The following is a 23363-nucleotide window of genomic DNA, read 5'->3' as shown; positions in this document are numbered from 1 at the left end:
CTGTAACGTGGCGTATGGATAATGCCGAGACCAAAGCCGACCGCCGATATATCCAATTGCTAAAATCGGGGACATATCAAGCCATAAGCTACACTCCGAACGCATGACCCGAAACCAAAAAACCTGGGGCGGACGTTTTGCCAGTGCGCCGGCGCGCCGCGTTCAAGCCTTCACCGAATCGGTCAGTTTCGACCAGCGGCTCGCCGAAGCCGATATCCGCGGATCTATCGCTCACGCGCGGATGCTCGCCAAGATCGGCGTGCTCGGCGACGATGAGTTCGAATCGATAGCGGCCGGCCTCGCGCGTATCCGCGAGCGCATCGAGCATGACGATTTCGAATGGCACATCGAACTCGAAGATGTGCACATGAACATCGAGTCGGCGTTAACCGACGAGATCGGCGAACTCGGCAAGAAACTGCATACGGCGCGCTCACGCAACGACCAGATCGCCACCGACGTCCGTCTGTGGCTGCGCGACGCGATCGACGAACTCGTCGACAATCTGGACGCGCTCCGGCGAACACTGATCGAGCTCGCCGAGCGCGAAGCGCACACGATTCTGCCGGGATTGACGCATTTGCAGGTTGCACAACCGGTCACGTTCGGGCACCACATGCTGGCCTGGGAAGCCATGCTCGCGCGTGACAGCGAACGCCTGGCCGACGTTCGCGGCCGCGTGAACCGCCTACCGCTAGGATCCGCCGCACTGGCCGGGACAACGTTCGCCATCGACCGTCGCATGGTTGCCGACGAACTCGGATTCGCCGACGTCATCGACAATTCGCTGGATGCGGTCTCCGATCGTGATTTCGCAGTCGAATTTGCCAGCGTAGCGAGCCTAGTCATGACGCACTTGTCGCGCGCTGCTGAAGAAATCGTTATGTGGGTCGCCCCGGCCTGCGGTTTCATTGAATTGCCCGACGCTTACTGCACCGGCTCGTCGATCATGCCGCAGAAGAAAAACCCGGACATCGCCGAGCTCATCCGCGGCAAAACTGGGCGCGCCAACGGCCATCTAACAGCGCTACTGACCGCGTCGAAGGGCCAGCCACTGGCTTACAACCGTGATAATCAAGAAGACAAACAGCCGCTTTTCGATCTCGTCGACACTGTTCACGACTCGGTCTTAGTATTCAACGATATGCTGGCCAACGTTCAGATCAACGCCGACAACTGCCGACTCGCGGCACAGCGCGGCTACGCCACCGCCACGGATCTGGCCGACTATCTGGTGCGCAAGGGCGTGGCGTTTCGCGATGCCCACCGAATCGTTGGCAACGCTGTCGCACACGCGATCTCGGCCGAAAGTGATCTGGCCGATCTGGCGCTGACGACCCTGCAGCAGTTCTCGCCGACAATCACCGATGACGTTTTCGAAGTGCTAACCCTTGAAGGCTCGGTTGCCGCGCGCGATCACATCGGCGGTACCGCACCAAACCAAGTGCTAGCCGCCGCCGGTCGCGCACGCGAGCGCTTGCCGGCTGCCAATTGCGACAAAGTCGTTTGATGCTGGCGCCATACAGTCATAGCACGCCATTCCATATGTAGTGTTAGCGAGCTGCCTGGATGATGGCCGAACCAGGCAGCTAATCGCCAAGCGTTTTCAGCATTAGTGTCGTCGGGCGACGGTCCACTGGGTGCCCCTGTGGCAGAATTCATTGTCGGTTCCCCCTCGCGAGTCGCGCACTGAATGGCAAATTCACAGACTGTTGCCATCGTCGGACTGGGCTACGTCGGCCTGCCGCTCGTGCTTCAATGTATCGATTCTGGCTTGGGCGTCATCGGACTGGATACCGACCCAACCAAAGTCCAGGCGCTAAACAGCGGTCGCTCATATCTACAGCATCTGGATAGCGAACGTATTGCGCGGTTGCCCGAGCGCGCGTTTGAAGCGACTGGTGATTATGCACGGCTGACCACTGTGGATGCCGTCATACTCTGCGTGCCGACACCGCTGGACGAGCAGCAGACACCCGATCTGTCGTTTTTAACCAGCTCAATGGAAGCGATCGCGCCCCGTCTTCGGGCGGGCCAGTTGGTCGCACTCGAAAGTACGAGCTACCCCGGCACGACCGAAGAAGCCGTAGCGCCGATTATCGAGCGGCACGAGCTCGTCGTAGGCCGCGATATCGCACTCGTGTTTTGTCCGGAACGCGCCGACCCCGGCAACGAACAGTGCACCACCCGCGCGATCCCGAAGGTCCTCGGCGGCATCACGCCCTTCTGTCGCGAGCGGGGTATCGCATTCTACGAACAGATGATTGATCGGGTCGTCCCCGTGTCGTCGGCACGAGCGGCGGAAATGACCAAACTGTTGGAAAACATCCACCGCGCCGTGAATATCGGGTTGGTCAACGAAATGAAAGTCGTCGCCGACGCCATGGCTATCGACATCCACGAAGTAATCACTGCGGCCGCCACCAAGCCGTTCGGTTTTACCCCCTATCGTCCCGGTCCCGGCCTGGGTGGGCACTGCATTCCAATCGACCCGTTCTACCTGACTTGGAAAGCGCGCGCGTATGGTGTCGACACACGCTTGACCGAAGTCGCCGGACAAATCAATCACGCTATGCCGTTGTACGTGGTCGACAAGATTGCCGCGGCATTGAATGATCGCTACAAAGCAGTACGCGGCAGCCGCATCCTTATACTCGGCCTAGCCTACAAAAAGAACATCGACGACATGCGGGAAACACCGGCTGCCAAGATCATGTCGGAATTATCCAAGCGCGGTGCCGAATTGGCCTACAGCGATCCGCACATCCCGACATTCGCGCCCATGCGCGCCTATCAGTTCGATCTTTCCAGTATCGATGCGACGCCCGAACATCTGGCCGCACAGGACTGCGTAGTCATCGTTACCGACCACGACGCGTTCGACTACGCGGCGATTGCGGCTAACGCCGATCTAGTCGTCGATACCCGGGCCCGTCTATCCGAACACGCGCCAAACGTCGTACGCGCCTGACGGCTGCGCCCCTTCAACAGCGCAGTACAGGCAACGACGACAGGTCGATAACGTTACTCAGCCAATAACGCCACGCCTTGCCCGATTTCGAACGATCGCTGCCGCTAACCGCAGCGGCGCGGAGTCAACGCTCGTAGGTGCCGATCAAGCGATCCATGCCGATGAGATGCGGTTCGACGTGCGCCAGTAACTGCGGCAAATTCAGACCGTCTGGTAGCGCAACCGGTTCATCGAGCGCCAACACCCAGAAGTAATAATTATGCGTGCCGTGACCCTCGGGCGGCATGGGGCCGCCGTAGCCATGCTCGCCGAAATCGTTGGGGCCGGTCGTGCCGAGATCGGTCGCTTCGTCGAGGTGCATCGTGTCGGCGTCGAGGTTGTACAGCACCCAGTGCACGAAGCCATACGTGCCATTCTGCACCAGCGGCGCGTCCGGATCGTGACAGATCACGGCAAACGCGGATGTTTCCGCCGGTGCCCCCTGCCAGGACAGCGCCGGCGAGAGATTATCGCCCTCGGCTGAATGCCGCATCGGAATGGCGTCGCCGGCGGCAAAAGCCGGTGTCTCGATATGCATGTTCGACAGCGCAAAAGCCATGATCGCTCCTATATTTTCGATTGCAATGCATTGTATCTACGCGCCGCGCCACTCGACCAGCCTGGCCAGACAATGCTAATGAACGTCGCTGGTGAACTGAGAGTCGCAGGCGGATTATCGCCCTGGCACCTCTGCTTGACGCACTGAGCGCGCAGGCCAACAATCAAACTCGGAATGGTCGCAGCTCATTTACAAATCCTTTCATTGCTTTTTTAGGATCCAATCGGCTGCCATCCATCTTTTAATTAAAAAATTCATGCACGACCCCATTTACGACTACCTTCGAAGGCACTGGCATCGATCCTGACTTACTCTTAAGCAGCCTCAACACGGCCATCGTCTGCGTCGACGACACGCTGCGGATCACCTATACCAATACGGCCGGGGAAGTCCTTTTCGGTGTTTCAGCTCGCCAATGCCGTGGACAGCCCCTGACTCGCATCGTGCCCTCGCTCGAATCGCATCAGCCACATCTGCAGTGGGCGCAAACGGAAGGAACGATCTACACGCTACATGAATTGCATCTGGGAACCGGAACAGGATCGTCATCACGCGTCGATGTGACTTTAACGCCGTTCACCGATCCGGACACACGCAGATGCCTGGCTTTGGAGTTCACGGTGCGCGATCAACAATTGCGCATAGCGCGTGACATTGAAATGCGTTCACAGTATCTGGCCAATCGCGACATGTTTCGCGGCCTGGCGCACGAGATAAAAAACCCACTAGGTGGTTTGCGGGGGGCGGCACAACTACTCGAACGCGAAAGCGATAACAGCGATTTACATCAATTCACCAACGTCATCATCCGCGAGGCCGACCGACTGCAAAAACTGGTTGATGGCATGCTCGGCCCACGGGGTGAACAGGAATGCCGTTGGATCAGCTTGCATGAGCCGATCGAGCACGTATGCACACTGATCTCCACGAACCTCCCGGAATCAATCGTGCTAAGACGCGATTACGACCCCAGCATCCCGGATATCCTGGCCGACCGGGAACAACTCATACAAGTGGTGTTCAACCTAGCCACCAACGCCATTGAGGTATTAGAAAATACGGGCGAAATCACGATTCGCACACGAACCCAGCGCCGTTTCACGATTGGTGGCGTACAGCATCGCTTGGTCGCACGCATTGATATCATCGACAATGGCCCCGGGATCCCAGCGGATTTATTGCCACGCATTTTTCATCCACTGGTGACCGCCCGTGCCGATGGCACCGGCATGGGCCTGCCTATCGCTCAATATCTGATTCAAGAGCACGGCGGCCGAATCGAATGTGACAGCCGTAGCGGCCGCACCGTTTTTTCCGTTTTCTTTCCATTAGACACCGACTTATGAGTGCAATCGAAGCCTGGGTCGTGGACGATGATACTTCGATACGTTGGATTCTCGAGCGCACCCTGAGCCGCGCCGGCCTAACGGTGGCATGCTTTTCGAGTGGCAACGAACTACTCGGCGCCATCGAAAGCCGCCAGCCCGATGTTCTATTAATGGATATCCGCATGCCCGGCATGTCGGGTATCGAGCTTTTGAAACACCTCGACGAGCTCGAACTTTCGCCACAGCCTGCCGTCATCATCATGACCGCGTATTCCGACCTGGATGCGGCGGTGTCAGCCTATCGGGGCGGCGCTTTTGAATATCTGCCCAAACCGTTCGATCTAGATCGAGCCCTCGCCCTGGTACAGCGCGCAGCCCGTAGCGAGGAGGAAACCCCAGTTGAGACCCAAGGTTCGTCAGAAAGTCAGGCCATACTTATCGGCGAAGCCCCCGCGATGCAGGCAGTGTTTCGTGCGATCGGACGGTTATCGGATTCCGATATAACGGTTTTAATTACCGGTGAGTCCGGCACGGGTAAAGAACTTGTCGCGCGCGCACTGCATGAACACAGCCCGCGAGCAAAACAAGCCTTTGTCGCTGTCAACGCGTCGTCGGTGCCCAAGGATCTGATTGAGAGCGAACTGTTCGGTCACGAAAAAGGCGCCTTCACGGGCGCCGTCGCACAACGACGGGGGTATTTCGAACAAGCACACGGCGGGACGTTGTTTTTGGATGAGATCGGCGATATGCCACTCGATCTTCAGACCCATCTGCTGCGTGTATTACAAGATGGACAGTTCTGCCGGGTGGGCGGCCACCGCCCTATCAAGGTCGATGTGCGTGTTGTGGCTGCGACCAATCAAAACCTTGAAACGGCAATTGAACAAAAAAGCTTTCGCGAAGATCTGTTCTACAGACTCAATGTCATCCGGATTCGCCTGCCACCACTACGTGAGCGACGCGAGGATATCGGCCCCTTGATGGAATTTTTCCTGGCGCGTGCGGCCGAGGAACTCAATACAGAGGCCAAAAAACTGACCTCGGACTGCATTGCATATCTCGATCAGCTCGATTGGGCCGGCAACGTACGTGAGCTGGAAAATCTCTGCCGCTGGCTGACCATCATGACCCCCGGCAACGAAATCCTGCCACAGGATCTGCCTCCCGACGCTCGAGCCGAAAACCCGTCGTCGTCCCCCGAACCGATACCCGAGCCGAGCTCGACACAAACGCCGGCCTCCTCTACCCCCGCCGCTCCAACCAGGTGGGATGAGCAATTGACACGTTGGGTCGAGCAACGCCTCGAGTCGGGCGCGGATCGTCTGTTGGATGAGGTGACGCCAGATATGGAACGCGCCGTCATCACCGCCGCCCTAAAACACAGCGACGGACACCGGCAGGAAGCGGCCCGAATACTGGGCTGGGGCCGCAACACGCTGACACGCAAAATGCACAAGCTGGGCCTTACGCAGCATTTTGAATAAATGCGTCGCCTGATGCTGATAATGCACACACCGCACAGCACAAGCTGCATAGACTCATACTGTGCCTTGCGCTGTTAGCCAGCCTTTTCCCAACCACCGAGTGATAAAGGCTTATGGCGCGTACGGAGACTTGGCGGCAGGCGGGATTGCCCCATCAATTGCATATCCATCATGCGCGCCAAGTCACGACCTTCGCCAATCGCCCAGACCAGTAACGAATGCCCCGTGTTGCAATCGCCACCGGCAAACACATCCGGTAGGTTTGTTCTCATATCAGCGTCGGTTTTGAACGTGCCGTTATCGGCAAGCTCGAGTCCGGACGCGTTCAACGGCTCGGTTTCCGGCCGTGAAAACCCGATCGCGATGAGCACGAGTTCCGCCGGCAATTCCAGATCGGATTCCTTGACGTGTTTATCGATCCGGCGGCCATTGTCATCGCGTATCCAATCGACGCGCTCAACCTTCATATGGTCGACATGGCCGTTGCCGTCGGTATCTTCGAATGCAATGGCATCAAGCGAGAACTCGGCGATCGCCCCCTCTTTCTGGGCGTAGTTCGTCTTGTGAATCCGAGCGGTCAATGGCCAGGGGTTATCGGCCGGGCGTGTGGCCGGCGGCTTATCATTGATCTGAACCTGGGTAACTGACGTCGCGCCCTGGCGTAACGCAGTGGCAACACAATCAGCACCTGTATCGCCACCGCCGAGCACGATGACGTTCCGACCCTGTGCATCCGGGCCATCCTCGTGGTCGCGGCCCACCTGCCGGCGGTTTTCGCGGGTCAGGTAACGCATCGCGAAATGAACACCACCTAGCTCACGGCCCGGCACCTCAACATCACGCGGATGCAACGCACCGATGGTCAGGCCAACGGCATCATGGTCATGGCGCAGCTGTTCCAGTGATACGTCCGCCCCCAAACCCGTACTACAACGAAAGGCGATCCCTTCGGCCGTTAATTGGGCGATACGGCGTTCCAGCTTATCCTTTTCGAACTTGAAATCCGGGATGCCATAGCGCACCAGACCGCCTGGTGCATCGTCACGTTCGTAGACAGTGACATGATGACCCGCGCGATTGAGTTGCTGGGCGCATGCCAAACCCGAAGGACCACTGCCCACGACGGCGACATGGAAACCCGTTCGTTCGTGTGGCGGCTGCGGCACGATCCAACCTGCTTCCCAGCCCCGGTCAACGATGGCACGTTCGGCATCCTTGATGGTTACCGGCTCGAGGTTGAAACTCAACGTGCAGGCGTCTTCACAAGGCGCGGGGCAAGCGTAGCCGGTAAATTCCGGGAAGTTATTGGTTGCATGCAGGCGAGCTAATGCATTTTGCCACTGCCCCTTGCTGACCAAGTCGTTCCAATCCGGGATGATGTTGCCGATTGGGCAACCGGATGTACAAGTAGGAACGCCACAGTCCATGCACCGCGAGGCTTGCTCCTTCAGTTCGGACTCATCCCACTGCTCACTATAGATTTCGTGATAGTCCGTAACGCGTTCCTCAGCATCGCGATAGCCGATCGACGCCCGCGAATACTCGAGGTATCCGTTGGGATGATTCTCGTTGCTCATGACACTTCCTCGACCGCTTGTACTTCGATGGCAGCTTTCGGCAAGGGCGTACGAAGATCACGGCCCTCGGCGAGATTTTCGGCGATCACGTTGGCATAGTTGATCGGCGTCACTTTGCACAAGTTGGCAGCACTCTCAGGCCAATTAGCCAAAAGAGCTGATGCGACATCGCTATCCGTATGGTGCGCGTGGTTACGCAACAGACGTTCGGCCATTGCCAGATCGCGCGGCTCGTCGACGTCGCCGATCTGAAACACCGATCGATCCAAATGATCGAGCGCCGTCTGACACGAGCGATGCAGATAAATCTCGCCACCGCTCATACCGGCGGCGAGATTACGCCCGATATCACCTAGAATCATGACCGTGCCGCCGGTCATATACTCACAGGGATGGTCACCACAGCCCTCGACGACCGCGACCGCACCAGAATTCCGGACACCAAAACGCTCACCGCTAATACCGCGTGCATAAAACTCGCCGGTTGTGGCGCCGTAAAGCGCCGCATTACCGAGAATAATGCTCTGATCGGCGTCATAGCCCGCATCCGACGGCACCCGCAAAATGATGCGTCCGCCTGACAGCCCCTTACCCACATAGTCGTTGGCTGCGCCGGTAACGTTAACTTCCAGGCCACAGTTCACAAATGCGCCCAGGCTCTGGCCGGCAACACCTTTCAGGCGCAACCGTAGCGTGGCATCGGCAAGCCCTTGGCTGCCGTGCTTTTGGGTTAACCAATAACTCAAGCGCGTCCCAATACTGCGATGACGGTTATCAATCGAATCTTCGATGGTCACGGCTTGCCCCTGTTCGAGCGCCGGCCGTGCCCGCTCGATAAACTCAGCATCGACACTATCGGAAGCGCGCTCCTGCGGCCGTTTTTCACAGCGTCGTGCATCCGCATCGGACGGTGGTTGCACAATACAATCGAGATCCAACTGCGGCACACCGGCGATATCAGGGTCAATTTGCTCCAGCAACTCGACTTGACCGATGACCTCGTCAAGCGTGCTCGCCCCTAGCTGGGCGAGATATCCGCGAATATCCGCCGCTACGAATCGCATGTAATTCGCGATATGTTCGGGATCGCCGGGAAACAATTTCCGCAGTTCTGGATCCTGGGTGGCGATGCCGACAGAGCACGTGTTGCAGTGACATTTGCGGAGCATGATGCAGCCAACGGCGACGACCGCCGACATACCAAAGCCATACTCTTCCGCGCCCAAAAGCGCGGCAACAACAACATCGCGCGCCGTTTTCAGGCCACCATCGACCCGCAGGGTGACGCGTGAACGCAGGCGATTGGCCACAAGGACCTGTTGCGCCTCGGCAAGGCCCAACTCCCACGGCAATCCAGCCGATTTGATCGATGTCTTGGTGGCCGCTCCCGTACCACCAGCGTCACCGCTAATGAGGATGGTATCCGCCCCCGCTTTAACCACGCCGGCAGCGATTGTTCCCACGCCGGGTGCGGCAACTAGCTTGACGTGTATGGCCGCCTTCGGGCTGGCCGCACGGAGATCGTGGATCAGTTGCGCCAGGTCCTCAATTGAATAGATATCGTGGTGCGGTGGCGGCGAAATGAGCGGCACGCCAGGCGTCATAAAACGCAGTTGCGCAATGAGTCCGAAGACTTTCTCGCCCGGTAGCTGCCCGCCTTCGCCCGGCTTGGCACCCTGCGACATCTTGATTTCTATCTGCTCGGCAGCCGCCAGATAAGGTGCTGTCACACCGAAACGGCCACTCGCCACCTGTTTGTTTCGGCACTCGCGTTCAGTGCCGAAACGTTCCGGCTGTTCACCACCTTCACCGCTATGCGCCGTCGCGCCGACCCGGTTCATGCCAATGGCAATCGCTTCGTGCGCCTCCGGTGACAAAGCGCCGAGCGACATCGCGCCGGAGAAAAACCGCCGGGTGAGCGCTTCGGCCGGCTCCACTGTGTCTTGCGATATGGCTGTCGCTGATTTGAACGCGAGCAGGCTTCTCAGGTTGCGCGGGCCATCTTCGGGATTATCGATATGCTGACTAAACGTACGGAACAGTTGTTCATCGTTTGTCCGCACGGCGGCCTGCAGCAGACCCAGCGTATCCGGATCCCAGTCGTGGGTTTCACCGTGACGCCGCCAATAATATTCGCCACCGAAATCGAGCACTGGATTAGCCGCCAACGGCGGTGTCCACGCAGCCTGATGCTGCTGGTACAGATTGGCCTCAAGCTGCGCGAAACCGCAGCCGCCGATGCGGCTGATGCTGCCAGCAAAACAGGTGCTAATGACCTCGGGCGCCAGCCCGAGCGCTTCGAATAGCTGGGAGCCTTTGTAGCTTTCCAGAGTACTGATGCCCATCTTGGACATCACTTTCAAAAGACCGTCTTCGAGACCGGCAAGATAGTTCACGATCGCCTTATCGTGAGAGACCCGACTGGCGACCGTCGCCATCGCCAGATACGGATTCACGGCGTCCACCCCGTAACCGAACAAGGTGCACATATGGTGCACGGCACAGGCGTCGCTGATCTCCGCGACGAGTGCCACGCGCAACCGCAATTGGCACTCCAGTAAATGTTGGTGCACAGCGCCAACGCCCATGAGACCGGGAATGGCGACCTGTCTGGCGCTACTCGCTCGATCTGAAAGCACCAATATAGTGCAGCCGTCATTAACGGCTGCCTCGGCTTGCGAGCAAAGTGCTTCCAATGCCTCACGCAGCGACTGCTGCGGGTCGTACGTTATATCCAGTGTGCGGTGCGTAAACCCTTCGGACTGGAGCCCACGTAGCGAGGCAAGCTCACCGTTGGTTAAAAGCGGCGAATCGAGATGAATACGGCGACAGTGGTCTGGCGACTCACTCAGCAGATTGCGTTGCGGGCCAATATTGCTTTGCAGCGAGGTCACCAAACTTTCGCGCAGATAATCGATTGGCGGATTCGAGACTTGCGCGAATAGTTGCTTGAAATAACTGTAGATGCTGCGCGGGTGGTCCGACAGCACAGACGGACTCGCGTCGTCGCCCATCGCGCCCAGTGCATCCTTGCCATCTTCAGCCAAGGGTTGCAGCAAATGTTCCACGAGCTCGTACGTATAGCCGGCCGCACGCTGGCGTGACTCAAGATCAGAAACATTGGTCGCGCGCTCACCGGCGCGTGGCGGCGCCACATCGGCAAGCCGTGGCCGGTGCTTGAGCCACTCGCCGTAATGATCGCTATTGAGATCTCGCCGCAAGGTCTCATTGTCGATAAGGCCGCCAGCTTGCGGATCGACAGCGATCATCTCGCCCGGCCCAACACGACCACGCTCTTTGATATCTGCCGATGAATAGTCGAGCACGCCGGCTTCGCTAGAGAGAACCAATCGCCCGTCGTAAGTGATGTCATACCGACAGGGTCGGAAGCCATTGCGGTCCAGCGCGGCGACGACACGCTCGCCATCCGTGCCAACCACCAATGCCGGGCCATCCCATGGCTCCATGAGGTTGGCATGAAAGTCGTACCAAGCACGACTTTGTTCATCCATATCCGGATCTTTTTGCCAAGCCTGGGGGATCACCATGCGCAGCGCATGGGTCAGGCTGCGACCGCCTGCCATCAGCAAGTCCAGCACGGCATCGAGCAATTCGGTATCACTGACACCACTCTCGACCAACGGACGAAGCTCGGCGAGATCGTTGCCGATATCCGGGTGATCGAGATCGACTTCGCGATCGCGCAAGCGATTGAAGTTAGCACGGTAGGTGTTGATCTCGCCGTTGTGCGCAATCACACGGTGGGGATGCGCACGATCCCAACTGCCCAGAGTATTGGTGGAGAAACGCGAATGTGTGATCGCAAGCGTCGTTTGCATCGCAGGATCAGCTAGATCCGGATAATAATGGCTGAGCTGCGGATTGGTCAGCAGGCCTTTATAGACGATGCGACGACGCTCCAACGAGCAGACATGGAAGCTTTCGTCCTCCGGTTTGTCGGCCATCGCTTTTTCTAGCGCCAGGCGAAGGACGTAACACCGCCGATCCAGGTCGCTGCCGCTCAAACCGTCGGCATGTTGGATGAACAGTTGTACGACACGTGGCTCGAGATCCAATGCCCCCCGCCCAAGCTGATCATTGCAGGTCGGCACCTCACGCCAGGCCACAAGCTCGAAACGCCAACGCACCAGAACCGATTCGATACACGTTCGCATCGCCTGCCATCGCTCGGCATCGCGCGGTACGAACAACTGACCAACCGCGTAAAACTCCGCGTTCGGCAGCCCTTCAACCTGCTGGCGGAAAAAACCATCAGGCTTTTGCAGTATGACGCCGGCCCCATCACCGGTATTTTCCTCGGCGCCACGGGCCCCACGATGGTCGAGTCGCTCAAGGACACTCAGTCCATCGCGAAGTACCTGATGGCTCGCCTGGCCATTTAGATCGACCACAGCGCCAACGCCACAGTTGGCTCGCTCGCGCCGTTCAACGGAAAACTCGGTTTTATCAGACATAGGTTTAAGTTATCGGTTCGGCTCTCGAGCGCAGCCTCGAATCTGCCACCGGAGATAGCGTTTTCGATTGATGTAACAGCAACATACTATAACTGCGCCTTAAAGCCCGGCGCGAGAGGTTTCAAAGCCTCACGCCAGTGACTATGGCATCCGTCATACACTCTGAAACCCCGAATCACACATGCCTCGGGACCCCAGATAGTCAATTAAACAAGTGCATCTCTTATATTGCGCAAATTTAATGCCACTTAAATAAAATCAGTGCGTTAGATAACGGATCAGCTGAGTTAATAACGACACCTCGGCTATACTGGCTGCCATCGCACCAAAAAAGTGCACGGGGCTGTTTTGATTACGGCTCTCTTATGAGGGTATTTAAGTACAGACCCCAGTCAAGCACACCATCACCACCCACGCTCGCATCCGCGCTCCCCATGTATCCCAAATACCCGGACGCCAATCGCGCGATGCATACCGACACCATCTAGCCATAAGGCAATCGAGCTGAGCCGCGCGACCATTCCGATTAGATGGCGATTGAATAAAGCCAAACTTTGCCATCACCCACAATCGAATGGGTAAAAGCCTCGCTTAGCGGCGTAGGCTTAACACACCATTACCCAATGGCCGAATAAATCGGCAAATAGCGCCCGGTCCGCATTAAATCGGCGGGTGCACCCTGCTCCAGCACGCGGCCACCCGCCAGAACCACAACGTGGTCAATGTAAGCAAGCGTCTGCGGCCGATGCGTGATAATGAGCGTAGTGCGGCCGGCCATCAAAGTCTCCAGAGCTTGGAGAACAGCGCGCTCGGACACCGCATCGAGGCCTTCGGTCGGCTCATCCAATAACAGGATCGGCGCATCCTTCAAAAAAGCCCGGGCGATCGCGACCCGACGTGCCTGTCCGCCGGAAAGGCGGGTGCCGGTTTCGCCGACGATGGTATCGAGACCGTGGGGCAACGCCCTGATTTCCTGGCCGACGTAGGCTTGGTCCAGTGCGGCGTAGAGCGCGGTATCGTCGGCCTCTGGCCAGGCTAGGCGCAGGTTGGCGCGAATAGTGGTATTGAATAAGCGGGTCTGTTGGGTGATGACGGCACACCAGCGGCGCATGGTTTCGCCGCAAAAGCTATCCAGCGGTTGGCCGCCGATCTCGATTTGGCCATGCTGATACGGCCAGAACCGCAGGAGCACGTTGAAAAGACTGGACTTGCCCGATCCGGTGGCCCCCACCACGGCAACACGCTCGCCAGCCGCAACCTGCAAGTCGACGTTAGCAAGCGCCCACGCATTCGCGACGTCGTAACGCATCGAAACGCGATCCAGCCGTAAGCCGAAAGACGCCGGCCGCTCGGCTTCGTACGGCGGATCAGCAACTGCCGGCTCAGAATCGACAATCTCAAAAATGCGTCGTGCCGCCGCGATCGTTTCGCCCAGTGATTGAAACGCGACCGGCAAGGGCGCCACGGCTTCGAAACTGGCCAACACGAAAAATACGATCATCGCCAGTTGCGGCGCTTCAAGCCTTGTTGCGGTAACCAGCGGGATCGCGATCACGAGCACCAACCATAGACTAAGGTGCGTCGCGAGCCCACCGAGCGCCGACGCTAACCCATCGATCCGCGCCTGCTGACGCTGAGGCGCAGTCAATTGTTCGCTCAACTGCTCGATGCGCTCCGCTTGCCGATCAACGGCCTGATACACTTTGAGCTCACCAAGCCCGCGTGCTCCATCGGCCACCGCCGCGCGCAAATCGCTACGGCGATTGACCACACGCGCACCGGGCCGCACGCCGAGGCGCTGCATCCACAGCGGTAATCCAACACCGGCCAGCAGCAGCCCCGCGATATTAATCAGCGCAATCGGCGCGCTGAAAAGAGATAGAAAACCGGCCAATAGCGCGACGGTCACGGCGGCAGCGATTCCCGGTGCCAACACCCGCAAATAGAAATGGTCGAGGGTGTCGATATCGGCTCGAATACGACTCAGCAGATCGCCGCCGCGGTAAAACTGGAGACGCGCCGGTGCCAACGGCTCCAGATGCTCGTAGAACCAGACACGCAGCCGCGCCAACACACGCAAAGTCGCCTCGTGCGTGACCAGCCGCTCGCCATAGCGACCGAACGTGCGAATAATCGCCAACGCCCGGATACCGGCGGCCGGCGTGAAGTAATTAATCGTGCCGACTCCCAGCCCCGCGAGCGCCATGGCGGTGATGAACCACCCCGACAGCGCTAGTAAGGCGACGTTGGCTAGTATAACCACGACCGATAACGCCACACCGGCAGCCAACAACCGACGATAACCATCGAACAGCCGCAGCAATCGAAGTAGATCACGCATAGCTGCTGCCCTGGTAAAAGCCGAGCATTTCGGCATACAAACCGGCCTGAGCCAGCAGCGAACCGTGATCGCCCTGCTCCACGATGCGCCCTTGGTCGAGCACCAGAATATGATCGGCCCGGCGTACCGTATCCAGCCGGTGCGCGATGACCAGCATGGCGCGGTCCTCGGCAAGCCGTTCGACCGAATCGGTAACCAGCCGTTCGGTTTCGGGGTCGAGGCTGGCGCTAGCTTCGTCCAGCACCACGAGTTCAGCGTTTTTCAAAAACGCGCGTGCAAGCGCGACGCGCTGGATTTCCCCACCGGAAAGGCCCTGACCGCCGTCGCCGACGTGCGTGTCGTAACCCGCCGGTAGTGCCTCGATGAAGGCGGCGGCATTGGCATCGGCAGCAGCCTGGCGAACCGACGCCGTTGAGGCTGCCGGGCAACCAAGCCGGATGTTGTCGCCGATGGTGCCGTAGAAAAGCGTCGGTCGCTGCGGCAGCCACGCCACCTTCTGCAACCAGGTATTGTCGTCGCACTCGGCTAAATCCACACCATTGACAACGATACGCCCACGACTCGGTGCGACGAAACCGAGCAGCAAGTGACTGAGCGTGGTCTTGCCAGCGCCGCTGGGGCCAACCAATGCAACGCGCTGCCCCCGGGCGACCCGGAAACTGACATCGTCGACAACCTGCACCCCGTCGTCATATGCAAAGCCGACGTTCTCGAACGCGACAGTAAGCGCCTGCTCACGCACGGGGCTGGCATCCCCAGCCACTGGTGGCACGGTTGTATTGAGTAAGTCGACAATCTGTTCAGATGCCCCGATTGCCTCCATGCGCGCGTGATACTGGGTGCCCATATCGCGCAGCGGCTTGAAGAATTCGGGCGCAAGCAATAACACGAACAGACCCGGCAAAAACGACATCTCGCCGTAATAAAGCCGGAAGCCGACATAGACCGCGACCATGGCGATGGCGATCGTGGCCAAGAACTCCAGCACCAACGAGGAGACAAACGCTACCCGTAACACCGCCATTGTCCGACTTCGATAGTCATCGGCCATGCGCGCTACAACTTCGGCTTCACGGCGGCTGGCGTTGAATAGCTTGAGCGTCGTCAGGCCTTCGATAGCATCGAAGAAATGGGCACTCATGCGCGCAAGTCGGCGCCACTGACGCTGATTCAGATACTCAGCTCCCTTGCCGATAACGACCATGAAAAATGGGATCAGCGGCGCCGTGATCAGCAGGATTACACCGGCTACCCAGTCGGCCGGAAACACGAAAACCAGGATGGCAACCGGCACGAACGCGGCCAGTCGCATCTGCGGCAGATACGCGACGTAGTAGTTCTCCAGCGCCTCGACCCCATCGGTCAGCATGGTCGCGAGATCGCCACTTTGCTGACCGCGAACCCAGTTCGGCCCGAGCGCCCGAATATGGGCATATAGCCGACGACGTATATCGTGTTTGAGGCGTGCACCGGCTTCGAATGCGGTCACGGTCATCAGCGCGGCAGTCACCGCACGCCCGGCGAAAACGCCCAGAAGGCCCCATAGCCACGGCCACACGACCGATAGATTGGCGGACTCGATCGCCACAGCATTGATAACGAGCGCGAGCAGCGCGGCCTGGGCAATGATAAGCAGACCATCGACGGCGCCGACACCGACGGCTAGCGCCAACGGCGCACGCACACGTCGGGCCTGCGCGCGCAGCCAAGCATCCAGCGCTTTACCCGTGGCGCGCGGCATGGGGGAAATGCGACGTGCCATAGTCAGCGTCTTTGTCGAATCAATTTCGGGCCGTTACGCCGTTCCCACGCGCCGCACGCATACCGCGTACGCGACAACTGCCGCCCCGGATCGCGACGTTCGCGGAGTCGCTGCATTTCACTCCGCAGCCGGACGTCGACAAGCAAGGCTCTAAAAGCAGCGGTTTGCCGATACGAGTAACCGGCGTTGAGCCGGCCAACCGGCGAACAGAGCGACCATGGCAAGACCGGCTAGCGGATCATCGATGCAATCCGTCGGCCAGTGTCTATTCCAGAATGCTTGTGTGGTGACGTTGTTGGGAGCCGGCTGGTCCGACATGACCACCGTTTAATCACCGTAACCGGCAAGCCGACTAACACGCGCCCGGAAAACCCAGATCTGATACCAGTTATAGAGGAGCATGACTGGCAAAAAGCTGCTCATGGCGAGCGTAAAGGTGAACAACGACACCGATGGACTGGCACCTTCGAAAATCGTCCAGGTGCCGGGGACGATCCAAGGCAGCATAGTGAACATCATGCTTAACCACATCAGCGCAATCGCCAAATTAAGCCACAGAATCGCGACCAGATCGCGCTCTTTTCGGGACGCACGGCGCATCTGCACGACCGCCAAGAAAATAACGAATGCGACGCACAACCACACCCAGACGTTCGGACCAAGCCATTTCTCGGCAACCCAGGGAAAGATCAACAGACTCCATACGACGGTGATGACCACCGCGGCCAACGAAGCGTAGAAGGACCAATCGGTCCAGATCGCGGCGCGTCGCCGAATATCCTCGGTGCGCTTGAACCGCGCACGAATGAACAGACTACCGGCCAGTGAGGACGCGATGACCGCACCGACGCCGGTCCAGATACTGAACGGACTGATGAAACGAAACAGACCACCCGGGTAAGTCGGGACCTGCTCGGACGTCAGCGGATACCCCTGGAGCACCGCGCCCATGGCCATGCCGGCAAAAAATACAGTTGTCAGGCTTGCGCCCCCGAACAAACCATCCCAGAGCCATTGGCTGCGCTCGGCGTGATGCCGAAATTCCAGCGAAACCGCCCGCATCATGATGCTCCAGAGAACGATAACCAGCGGCAGCATCAGATAGTGAAACGCCGAGCCGTACACATTGGGAAACGTGCCAAACATAATGCCGCCAGCCACCACCAACCAGGTCTCGTTGGCGTCCCAGGTGCCAGCCATCGTGGCCATAATCGCACCACGCTCTTGGTGATCACGTACGAACAGTGAAAACACCCCGGCGCCAAGATCGGCCCCGTCGAGCATGATGTACATCAAAAAACTAAAGCCCAACGCGAACCACCACGCGTAAACGACAAAAGTATGGGCCTGTGACAGCTCGTTCATCGTGTCACCCTCCTATGGCCGAACGTAGGTGGGTTGGGCTTCATCGGTTTCGGGCGCCTCTTCGAGGTGGCCCAGCGCTTCGTCACCGCCATAGACGACGGGACTGTCCATATCCGGTCCTTCGCGTATGACCTTGGCCAGGAAATACCAGGTGAAATACCAAACAATCAGCTCAAAAAAGGTGAAACCGACCAACCAGAGACTGGCTTCGAAAACGGTCATTTTGCTCACGCCTTCCGAGACCCGCATCATGCCGAAAACGAGCCACGGCTGACGCGCGATTTCCCGTGCCCACCAGCCGGTCCAGATCGCTAGAAACGGCAAAAATGCGCTGAACACCAGGACCCGCAAAAACCATCGGTTCTGAGCGATTGCAGACACTGTGAGTCGCTTACGACAGATCAACCAACCGCCCCAGAGGGCAACCAGGAACAAGAATCCGCCGATCGCCACCATCATCCGAAACGCGTAGAACGGGATCCCGACCGGCGGCGTATTTTCTGGCTTGAATTGATCGAGTCCAGGCACCGTGCTATCAAACGAGCGAGTCTCAATCAGGCTGAGCGCTTGTGGGATCGTGACCGACCAAGCCATCTGCTCCCCTTCAGCATCAGGCCAGCCCAGCAGATGCCAGCCGGTGTTGGCGCTGCCATCGTCGCTGTAAGTCTTGTAATGACCTTCCATGGACGCCAGTGCGGACGGCTGGCTTTCCCCCACGACCATGCCAAGTTCATCGCCGACATAGATCTGCAATGGTGTCACCACGAGTGCCGCCAAAAGTGCGTATTTGAGCGGCCGTTGAAATAACGCGATATGGCGGCCCTTGAGCACGAACCAGGCACTCACCCCCGCGACGAAAAACAGCGCCAACTCAAGCGAGGCAACCCACATATGCGGGAAAGCGGTGAGAAAGTTCGGGTTGAAGATTGCCGCGCCCCAATCGGTTACGTGGAATATGCCATCGCGAAGCTCCACCCCCGTTGGTGTATGCATCCAGGAGTTGGCATTCATGATCCAGAACGCCGATAGCGACGACGACAGCATCACATTAAACGTGGCAAACAGATGCATACCACGGCTAATCTTGCCCCAGCCGAAAATCATCAACCCGATGAATCCGGCCTCATACATAAACGCAGTGATTGTTTCGTAGCCGAGAACGTTGCCGAAATACGGTCCAGCAGCCTGCGAAAACGGACCGTAGAGAATGCCGAAGGCCATCTCCATGGTCACACCGGTCGCGACACCAGCCCCAAAGTTGATGATGAACAGTTTTTCGAAAAACCGAACCAGTCGGTACCAATATTCGTCGTCACTGCGCAACCAGCGCCATTCCGAAAAAAGCAGCAGCACGGACAAGCCGATCGTCAACGGCGGATACAGAAAGTGAAGGCTCGTCACCCACGCGAAATCGATCCGCGTCAGAAAAACAGCCAATGATTGGTCCATAGTCGAATCCTGCCAAGCGCAATCGCCCAACCGTTAAGCCGCTTGGCAGGTTCGAGAATCGAGCCTGGCTCTGGGGTCCGCCTGCCGACGGGCTAACGCTTACCTTCCCCAGTATACGAAATAGCGGCCAGCCTCGGTCTGGGTCGCGCCCCAGATCGTGGCCAAAATCGTTCGCAGCGGCCAAGCCTCGCCTGCTTCAACCGACACCTTTGGCCATGTTATACCCCAGGCACCTTAGCGGCATAGGCATTATGCGGCAGCGCCTTACGCATCTGCGCATGGATAGCATTCAAGCTCGCACCAAGGCTCAGCTCGAATATCGCAGCCCCATTGCTAACCCGCGCAATTCGGATAGCCCTTTCAGCCGACCATAGAGTGGATAACCGGCACGGGTGGGTCGTCCCGCATCGCCGAGCAAATGGTGGCCGTGATCAGCGCGCATCGGCAGCGAGGAATGCCGATGTTCTTCCGCGTTCAACAACTGGCTCATAACTCCCGCCACATCGACATCGCCGCCCAAGTGCTCGGTCTCGTAGAAAGATCTCGGCTCAGCTCGGTCACACGCCACCGAGCGCAAATGAACAAAATGGATGCGATGGGCGAATGCCGCCGCCATTGCAGCCAAATCATTTTCCGCCGCGGCGCCGTAGGACCCCGTGCAAAACGTCAACCCATTGGCTGGGCTGTCAACCGCCTCCAGGATCCAACGGGCATCATCAGCATTGGAGACGATGCGCGGCAACCCGAATAATGGCTGTGGCGGATCATCCGGGTGAATGGCCAAATGCACACCGGCTTGCTCGGCGGCTGGGACCACGCGCGCCAGGAAATAGCGCAGATTCTCGCGCAGCTCTGCATGACCGATATGGTCATAGGCGGCCACCGCCGAACGAAAGCCGGTTAGATCGTAACCGGCATTGGCGCCGGGCAACCCGGCGGTAATATTGTCGATCAAGCGCTGACGCGCCGCGTCATCCAGTGTTTCAATATAAGTTGCGGCTGCGGCACGCTCGGCAGCCGTGTAATCACCAGCCGCTTCCGGCCGCTGCAGAATAAACAAGTCGAACGCAACGCAGGCAATATAATCAAACGCCAACGCCGCGCCGCCATTAGGCAGCGGGCGCATGAGATCGGTGCGGGTCCAATCGGCGACCGGCATGAAGTTATAGCAAACCGTCTTGATGCCAGCCGCACCCAGCCGCAGTAGTGTTGTGGCGTAGGCTTCGATATCGGCGTCACAGCCAGGGCCAGCGGTCCGGATAGCCTCGGTAACCGGCACGCTTTCGACCACCGACCAGGTCAGACCTTCAGCCTCGATAGCCGCCTTACGCTCATGGATCGCGGCTTCCGGCCAAGCACTGGCATTATCGATTTCATGCAAGGCGGTCACAATGCCCGTGGCTCCCGTCTGGCGTATTTCGGCCAGCGAAACCGGATCATTCGGCCCAAACCAACGCCATGTATATTCCATATCCGACTACCTTCTAAGGGTCCGATATAGCCATAAGCCGCAAACAATTCGCGACGCCCAGCAAACCAAATCTGGGCGCCGCGAACCATCAGCGTGCTACGTCACCGGCTATTCGTAGCATGGAACCGGCATATCACCTCTGGGCAGCTATTGAGCCAACATTACACAAAGGTGCTCAACATCAATGCAAAAACCAGACCGCACACGGAAATAATCGTCTCCAACACAGTCCAGGTGCAGAATGTTTCCTTCATCGTCAGGCCAAATGCTTCCTTGACCATCCAGAAGCCAGTGTCGTTGACGTGCGATGCAATCAAACTGCCACTGCCAGTCGCTAATGTGATCAAGGCAAAATTCGCGCCGCTACCCTGGATCAGGGGCAAAGCCAGTCCGGCCGTCGTCAATGCGGCTACTGTGGCAGACCCCAGCGTAATACGGATAACAGCAGCAATCAGCCAAACCAGCAGGATTGGCGACATATCGCTACCTTCAAAGAGCGTGGCGACATAATCTCCAACCCCACCTTCAATTAAAACCTGCTTCAGCGAACCACTGATACCGATAATCAGTAGCAGGAGAGCGATCGTTTTAACCGAGGTTTCAGCCGACTCCATGAGCCGAGGAATCGGGATGCCACGCTGAATGCCCATTGTGAAAATAGCGACCACAACGGCTAAAAACATAACCGTCGTCGGCTCACTAATCATATGGATAAAGTTCGTGACCGGATTATCGGCTAAACCGAATGCCCGCTCCGCAAGCGACACCAACGTTGCCAATGCCATGAGGATGACCGGGAACGCAGCGGTGAACACGCTGATACCGAAGTTTGGGGTTTGCTCCAAGTCGAACTGCTTGGCATCCCCCAGAACAGCAATTGCACCAGGCTTTTTATCTTTATCAAAAGCCGATGGCACCATACGCAATGCAAAAAATGTAAATACCGGCCCCGCGATAATGACGGTCGGTATCGCGATAATGAATCCGTAAAGCAGAACCAAACCAACATTGGCATGGAACTGGCTAGCGATAACCACCGGCCCTGGATGCGGCGGTAAAAAGCCATGCATGACCGACAAACCCACCGTCATGGGAAGCCCTAGATACAAAAGCGGCAACCTGACCTGCTTGGCCATTTGATAGACGATCGGCACAAGCAACACGATGCCGATTTCAAAAAACAGCGCGATCCCCAGGATGACCGAAACCAGAACGACCGACCACTGGATGTTTCGCTCACCAAACCGAGCGACCAATGTGACCGCAATGCGTTGTGCACCGCCCGCATCTGCTATCAATTTGCCCAGAATGGCACCGAACCCAAAAATCAGCCCCGTACTGGCCAGCGTGTCACCGAAACCGGATTCGACCGTGTCGACAATTTTATCCAGCGGAATTCCGAGCGCCAGAGCCAGAAGGAAGGTGACAATGGCCAGTGAGATAAAGGTATGAACCTTTAACTTCATGATTAAGAAAAGCAAAAGTGCTAATCCCAATACGGTTATGACTAATGGCATTCCTTCCTCCTTTTAGAATTGCTATTGAAATGGGCGTGTAGTGCCTTCGGCCTCAGACTGCTCACCTGCTTTTGGCAAGCATATCGACGATTGATGGCGCCGATATCTGCTGGGAAACGCGTCTTCATCGCCAGCGTTTCCGAATGCTCGTGGTCCTTCGATACATGCTTGCCAAGAAGCCGCGAAGCACAGCCGGCATGCGGCAAGCGCCATACTAATCGCGTTCGTAATGCATAGGTATCGCCAGCACGCATCCGGAAAGTTGTTAAACGACAACACTTCGGCATGCCTATGGCTTGATAATCAGCCAATTTTAAGAATTAGGCGGAACACATGGAGAGTCAGCGACCACGATGGTTCCCGTATTCAGATGGCCCGATTGCGGATCAGGCCTCTGGCTGGATCTGTAAAGGCCGCCATATCGAAATCGCAACGAATCGTTTATGTAAAGTATGGACGCAACGAATCGAGTGCCCGACTGACGACCGTGTCAAAGTCAGAGTCTATATTGACCGCTATCGCTTCATCCGCGCCGGGCGCTTCGAGCGTTTCGAACTGCGTAACGAGAAGATCATCCGAAAAAAAGTGATCGCGTTGGCGCATACGGGCGCGAATCACTTCGAAACTTCCCTCTAAAAACAGGAATAACAAATTCGGATCACCCTGCCGTAACTTTTCACGATAACTCTTTTTTAGAGCGGAACAGCCAATTAAAGCCGACTGGCCCTGATTTTGATGATCAGAAATCAAATTAGACAGCTTGTCAAGCCATCCGGCGCGATCATCATCATTTAAGGGCGTCCCATGGGCCATTTTGTCGACATTAGCCTGGGGATGATACTGATCGCCATCAATATACGGTACCGACAGGTTTGTACCGATAGCTTCTCCTAAGCTTGATTTGCCAATGCCAGAAACTCCCATCACGATAACCCGGCGATCCATACTGACACACATTCCACTATCGACTTATGAGATTACGCATTCAAACATAAATTTTTTTTGCAATAGGCTTTGTGCATACC

14 protein-coding genes are annotated in these 23363 nt (G+C 57.6%); 4 read left to right on the top strand and 10 right to left on the bottom strand.

From position 1 onward, the window contains the following. The first annotated feature begins 103 nt into the window (after positions 1-103). Both argH and HKX41_01895 read left to right on the top strand, forming a co-directional pair. Positions 104-1510, top strand: a complete 1407-nt coding sequence (argH, locus tag HKX41_01900; protein ID NNC22913.1) for an argininosuccinate lyase — start codon at positions 104-106, stop codon at positions 1508-1510. A gap of 183 nt (positions 1511-1693) precedes the next feature. Continuing rightward, the gene (locus tag HKX41_01895; GenBank protein ID NNC22912.1) at positions 1694-2971 is read left to right on the top strand and encodes a nucleotide sugar dehydrogenase; all 1278 of its coding nucleotides are present in this window, start codon (positions 1694-1696) and stop codon (positions 2969-2971) included. A gap of 124 nt (positions 2972-3095) precedes the next feature. On the opposite strand, the gene HKX41_01890 is transcribed toward HKX41_01895, so the two are convergent. After that, on the bottom strand, positions 3096-3569 hold the full coding sequence (locus HKX41_01890) for a YbhB/YbcL family Raf kinase inhibitor-like protein (protein NNC22911.1): 474 nt from the start codon (positions 3567-3569) through the stop codon (positions 3096-3098). A gap of 296 nt (positions 3570-3865) precedes the next feature. On the opposite strand from HKX41_01890, the gene HKX41_01885 reads away from it, so the two are divergent. Further along, a complete protein-coding gene (locus tag HKX41_01885; protein ID NNC22910.1) occupies positions 3866-4915 on the top strand; it encodes a PAS domain-containing protein in 1050 nt (349 codons plus the stop codon). Next, positions 4912-6381: a nitrogen regulation protein NR(I) gene (gene ntrC, locus HKX41_01880; protein ID NNC22909.1), complete on the top strand. Its 1470-nt coding sequence runs from the start codon at positions 4912-4914 to the stop codon at positions 6379-6381. Before HKX41_01885 ends, ntrC begins: the two co-directional genes overlap by 4 nt. A gap of 74 nt (positions 6382-6455) precedes the next feature. Here ntrC and HKX41_01875 read toward each other — a convergent pair whose 3' ends face one another. From HKX41_01875 to HKX41_01835, 9 genes are all read right to left on the bottom strand, one after another. Further along, entirely contained in the window at positions 6456-7958 is a 1503-nt protein-coding gene (locus tag HKX41_01875) for a glutamate synthase subunit beta (protein ID NNC22908.1), read from the bottom strand. Beyond that, a complete protein-coding gene (gene gltB / locus HKX41_01870) occupies positions 7955-12433 on the bottom strand; it encodes a glutamate synthase large subunit (protein ID NNC22907.1) in 4479 nt (1492 codons plus the stop codon). The genes HKX41_01875 and gltB overlap by 4 nt, the downstream gene beginning before the upstream one ends. Positions 12434-13049: 616 nt before the next feature. Next, positions 13050-14774 (bottom strand): thiol reductant ABC exporter subunit CydC, encoded by a 1725-nt coding sequence (gene cydC / locus HKX41_01865; GenBank protein ID NNC22906.1) that lies wholly within the window; start codon positions 14772-14774, stop codon positions 13050-13052. Then, a complete protein-coding gene (cydD, locus tag HKX41_01860; protein NNC22905.1) occupies positions 14767-16515 on the bottom strand; it encodes a thiol reductant ABC exporter subunit CydD in 1749 nt (582 codons plus the stop codon). The genes cydC and cydD overlap by 8 nt, the downstream gene beginning before the upstream one ends. A 348-nt stretch (positions 16516-16863) precedes the next feature. Next, positions 16864-17901 (bottom strand): cytochrome d ubiquinol oxidase subunit II, encoded by a 1038-nt coding sequence (locus tag HKX41_01855; protein NNC22904.1) that lies wholly within the window; start codon positions 17899-17901, stop codon positions 16864-16866. Between the two features lie 12 nt (positions 17902-17913). Further along, a complete protein-coding gene (locus HKX41_01850) occupies positions 17914-19350 on the bottom strand; it encodes a cytochrome ubiquinol oxidase subunit I (protein ID NNC22903.1) in 1437 nt (478 codons plus the stop codon). A gap of 307 nt (positions 19351-19657) precedes the next feature. Continuing rightward, the gene (gene uxuA / locus HKX41_01845) at positions 19658-20821 is read right to left on the bottom strand and encodes a mannonate dehydratase (GenBank protein ID NNC22902.1); all 1164 of its coding nucleotides are present in this window, start codon (positions 20819-20821) and stop codon (positions 19658-19660) included. A 161-nt stretch (positions 20822-20982) separates the two neighbouring features. Further along, on the bottom strand, positions 20983-22338 hold the full coding sequence (locus HKX41_01840) for a gluconate permease (protein ID NNC22901.1): 1356 nt from the start codon (positions 22336-22338) through the stop codon (positions 20983-20985). A 441-nt stretch (positions 22339-22779) separates the two neighbouring features. Continuing rightward, a complete protein-coding gene (locus HKX41_01835; protein NNC22900.1) occupies positions 22780-23283 on the bottom strand; it encodes a gluconokinase in 504 nt (167 codons plus the stop codon). Between the last annotated feature and the right edge of the window lie 80 nt (positions 23284-23363).

This window comes from Salifodinibacter halophilus (assembly GCA_012999515.1).
GTDB lineage: Bacteria > Pseudomonadota > Gammaproteobacteria > Nevskiales > Salinisphaeraceae > Salifodinibacter > Salifodinibacter halophilus.
Note: the sequence above shows the minus strand (reverse complement) of the source record. Positions and strands in the feature narration are given on the sequence as shown.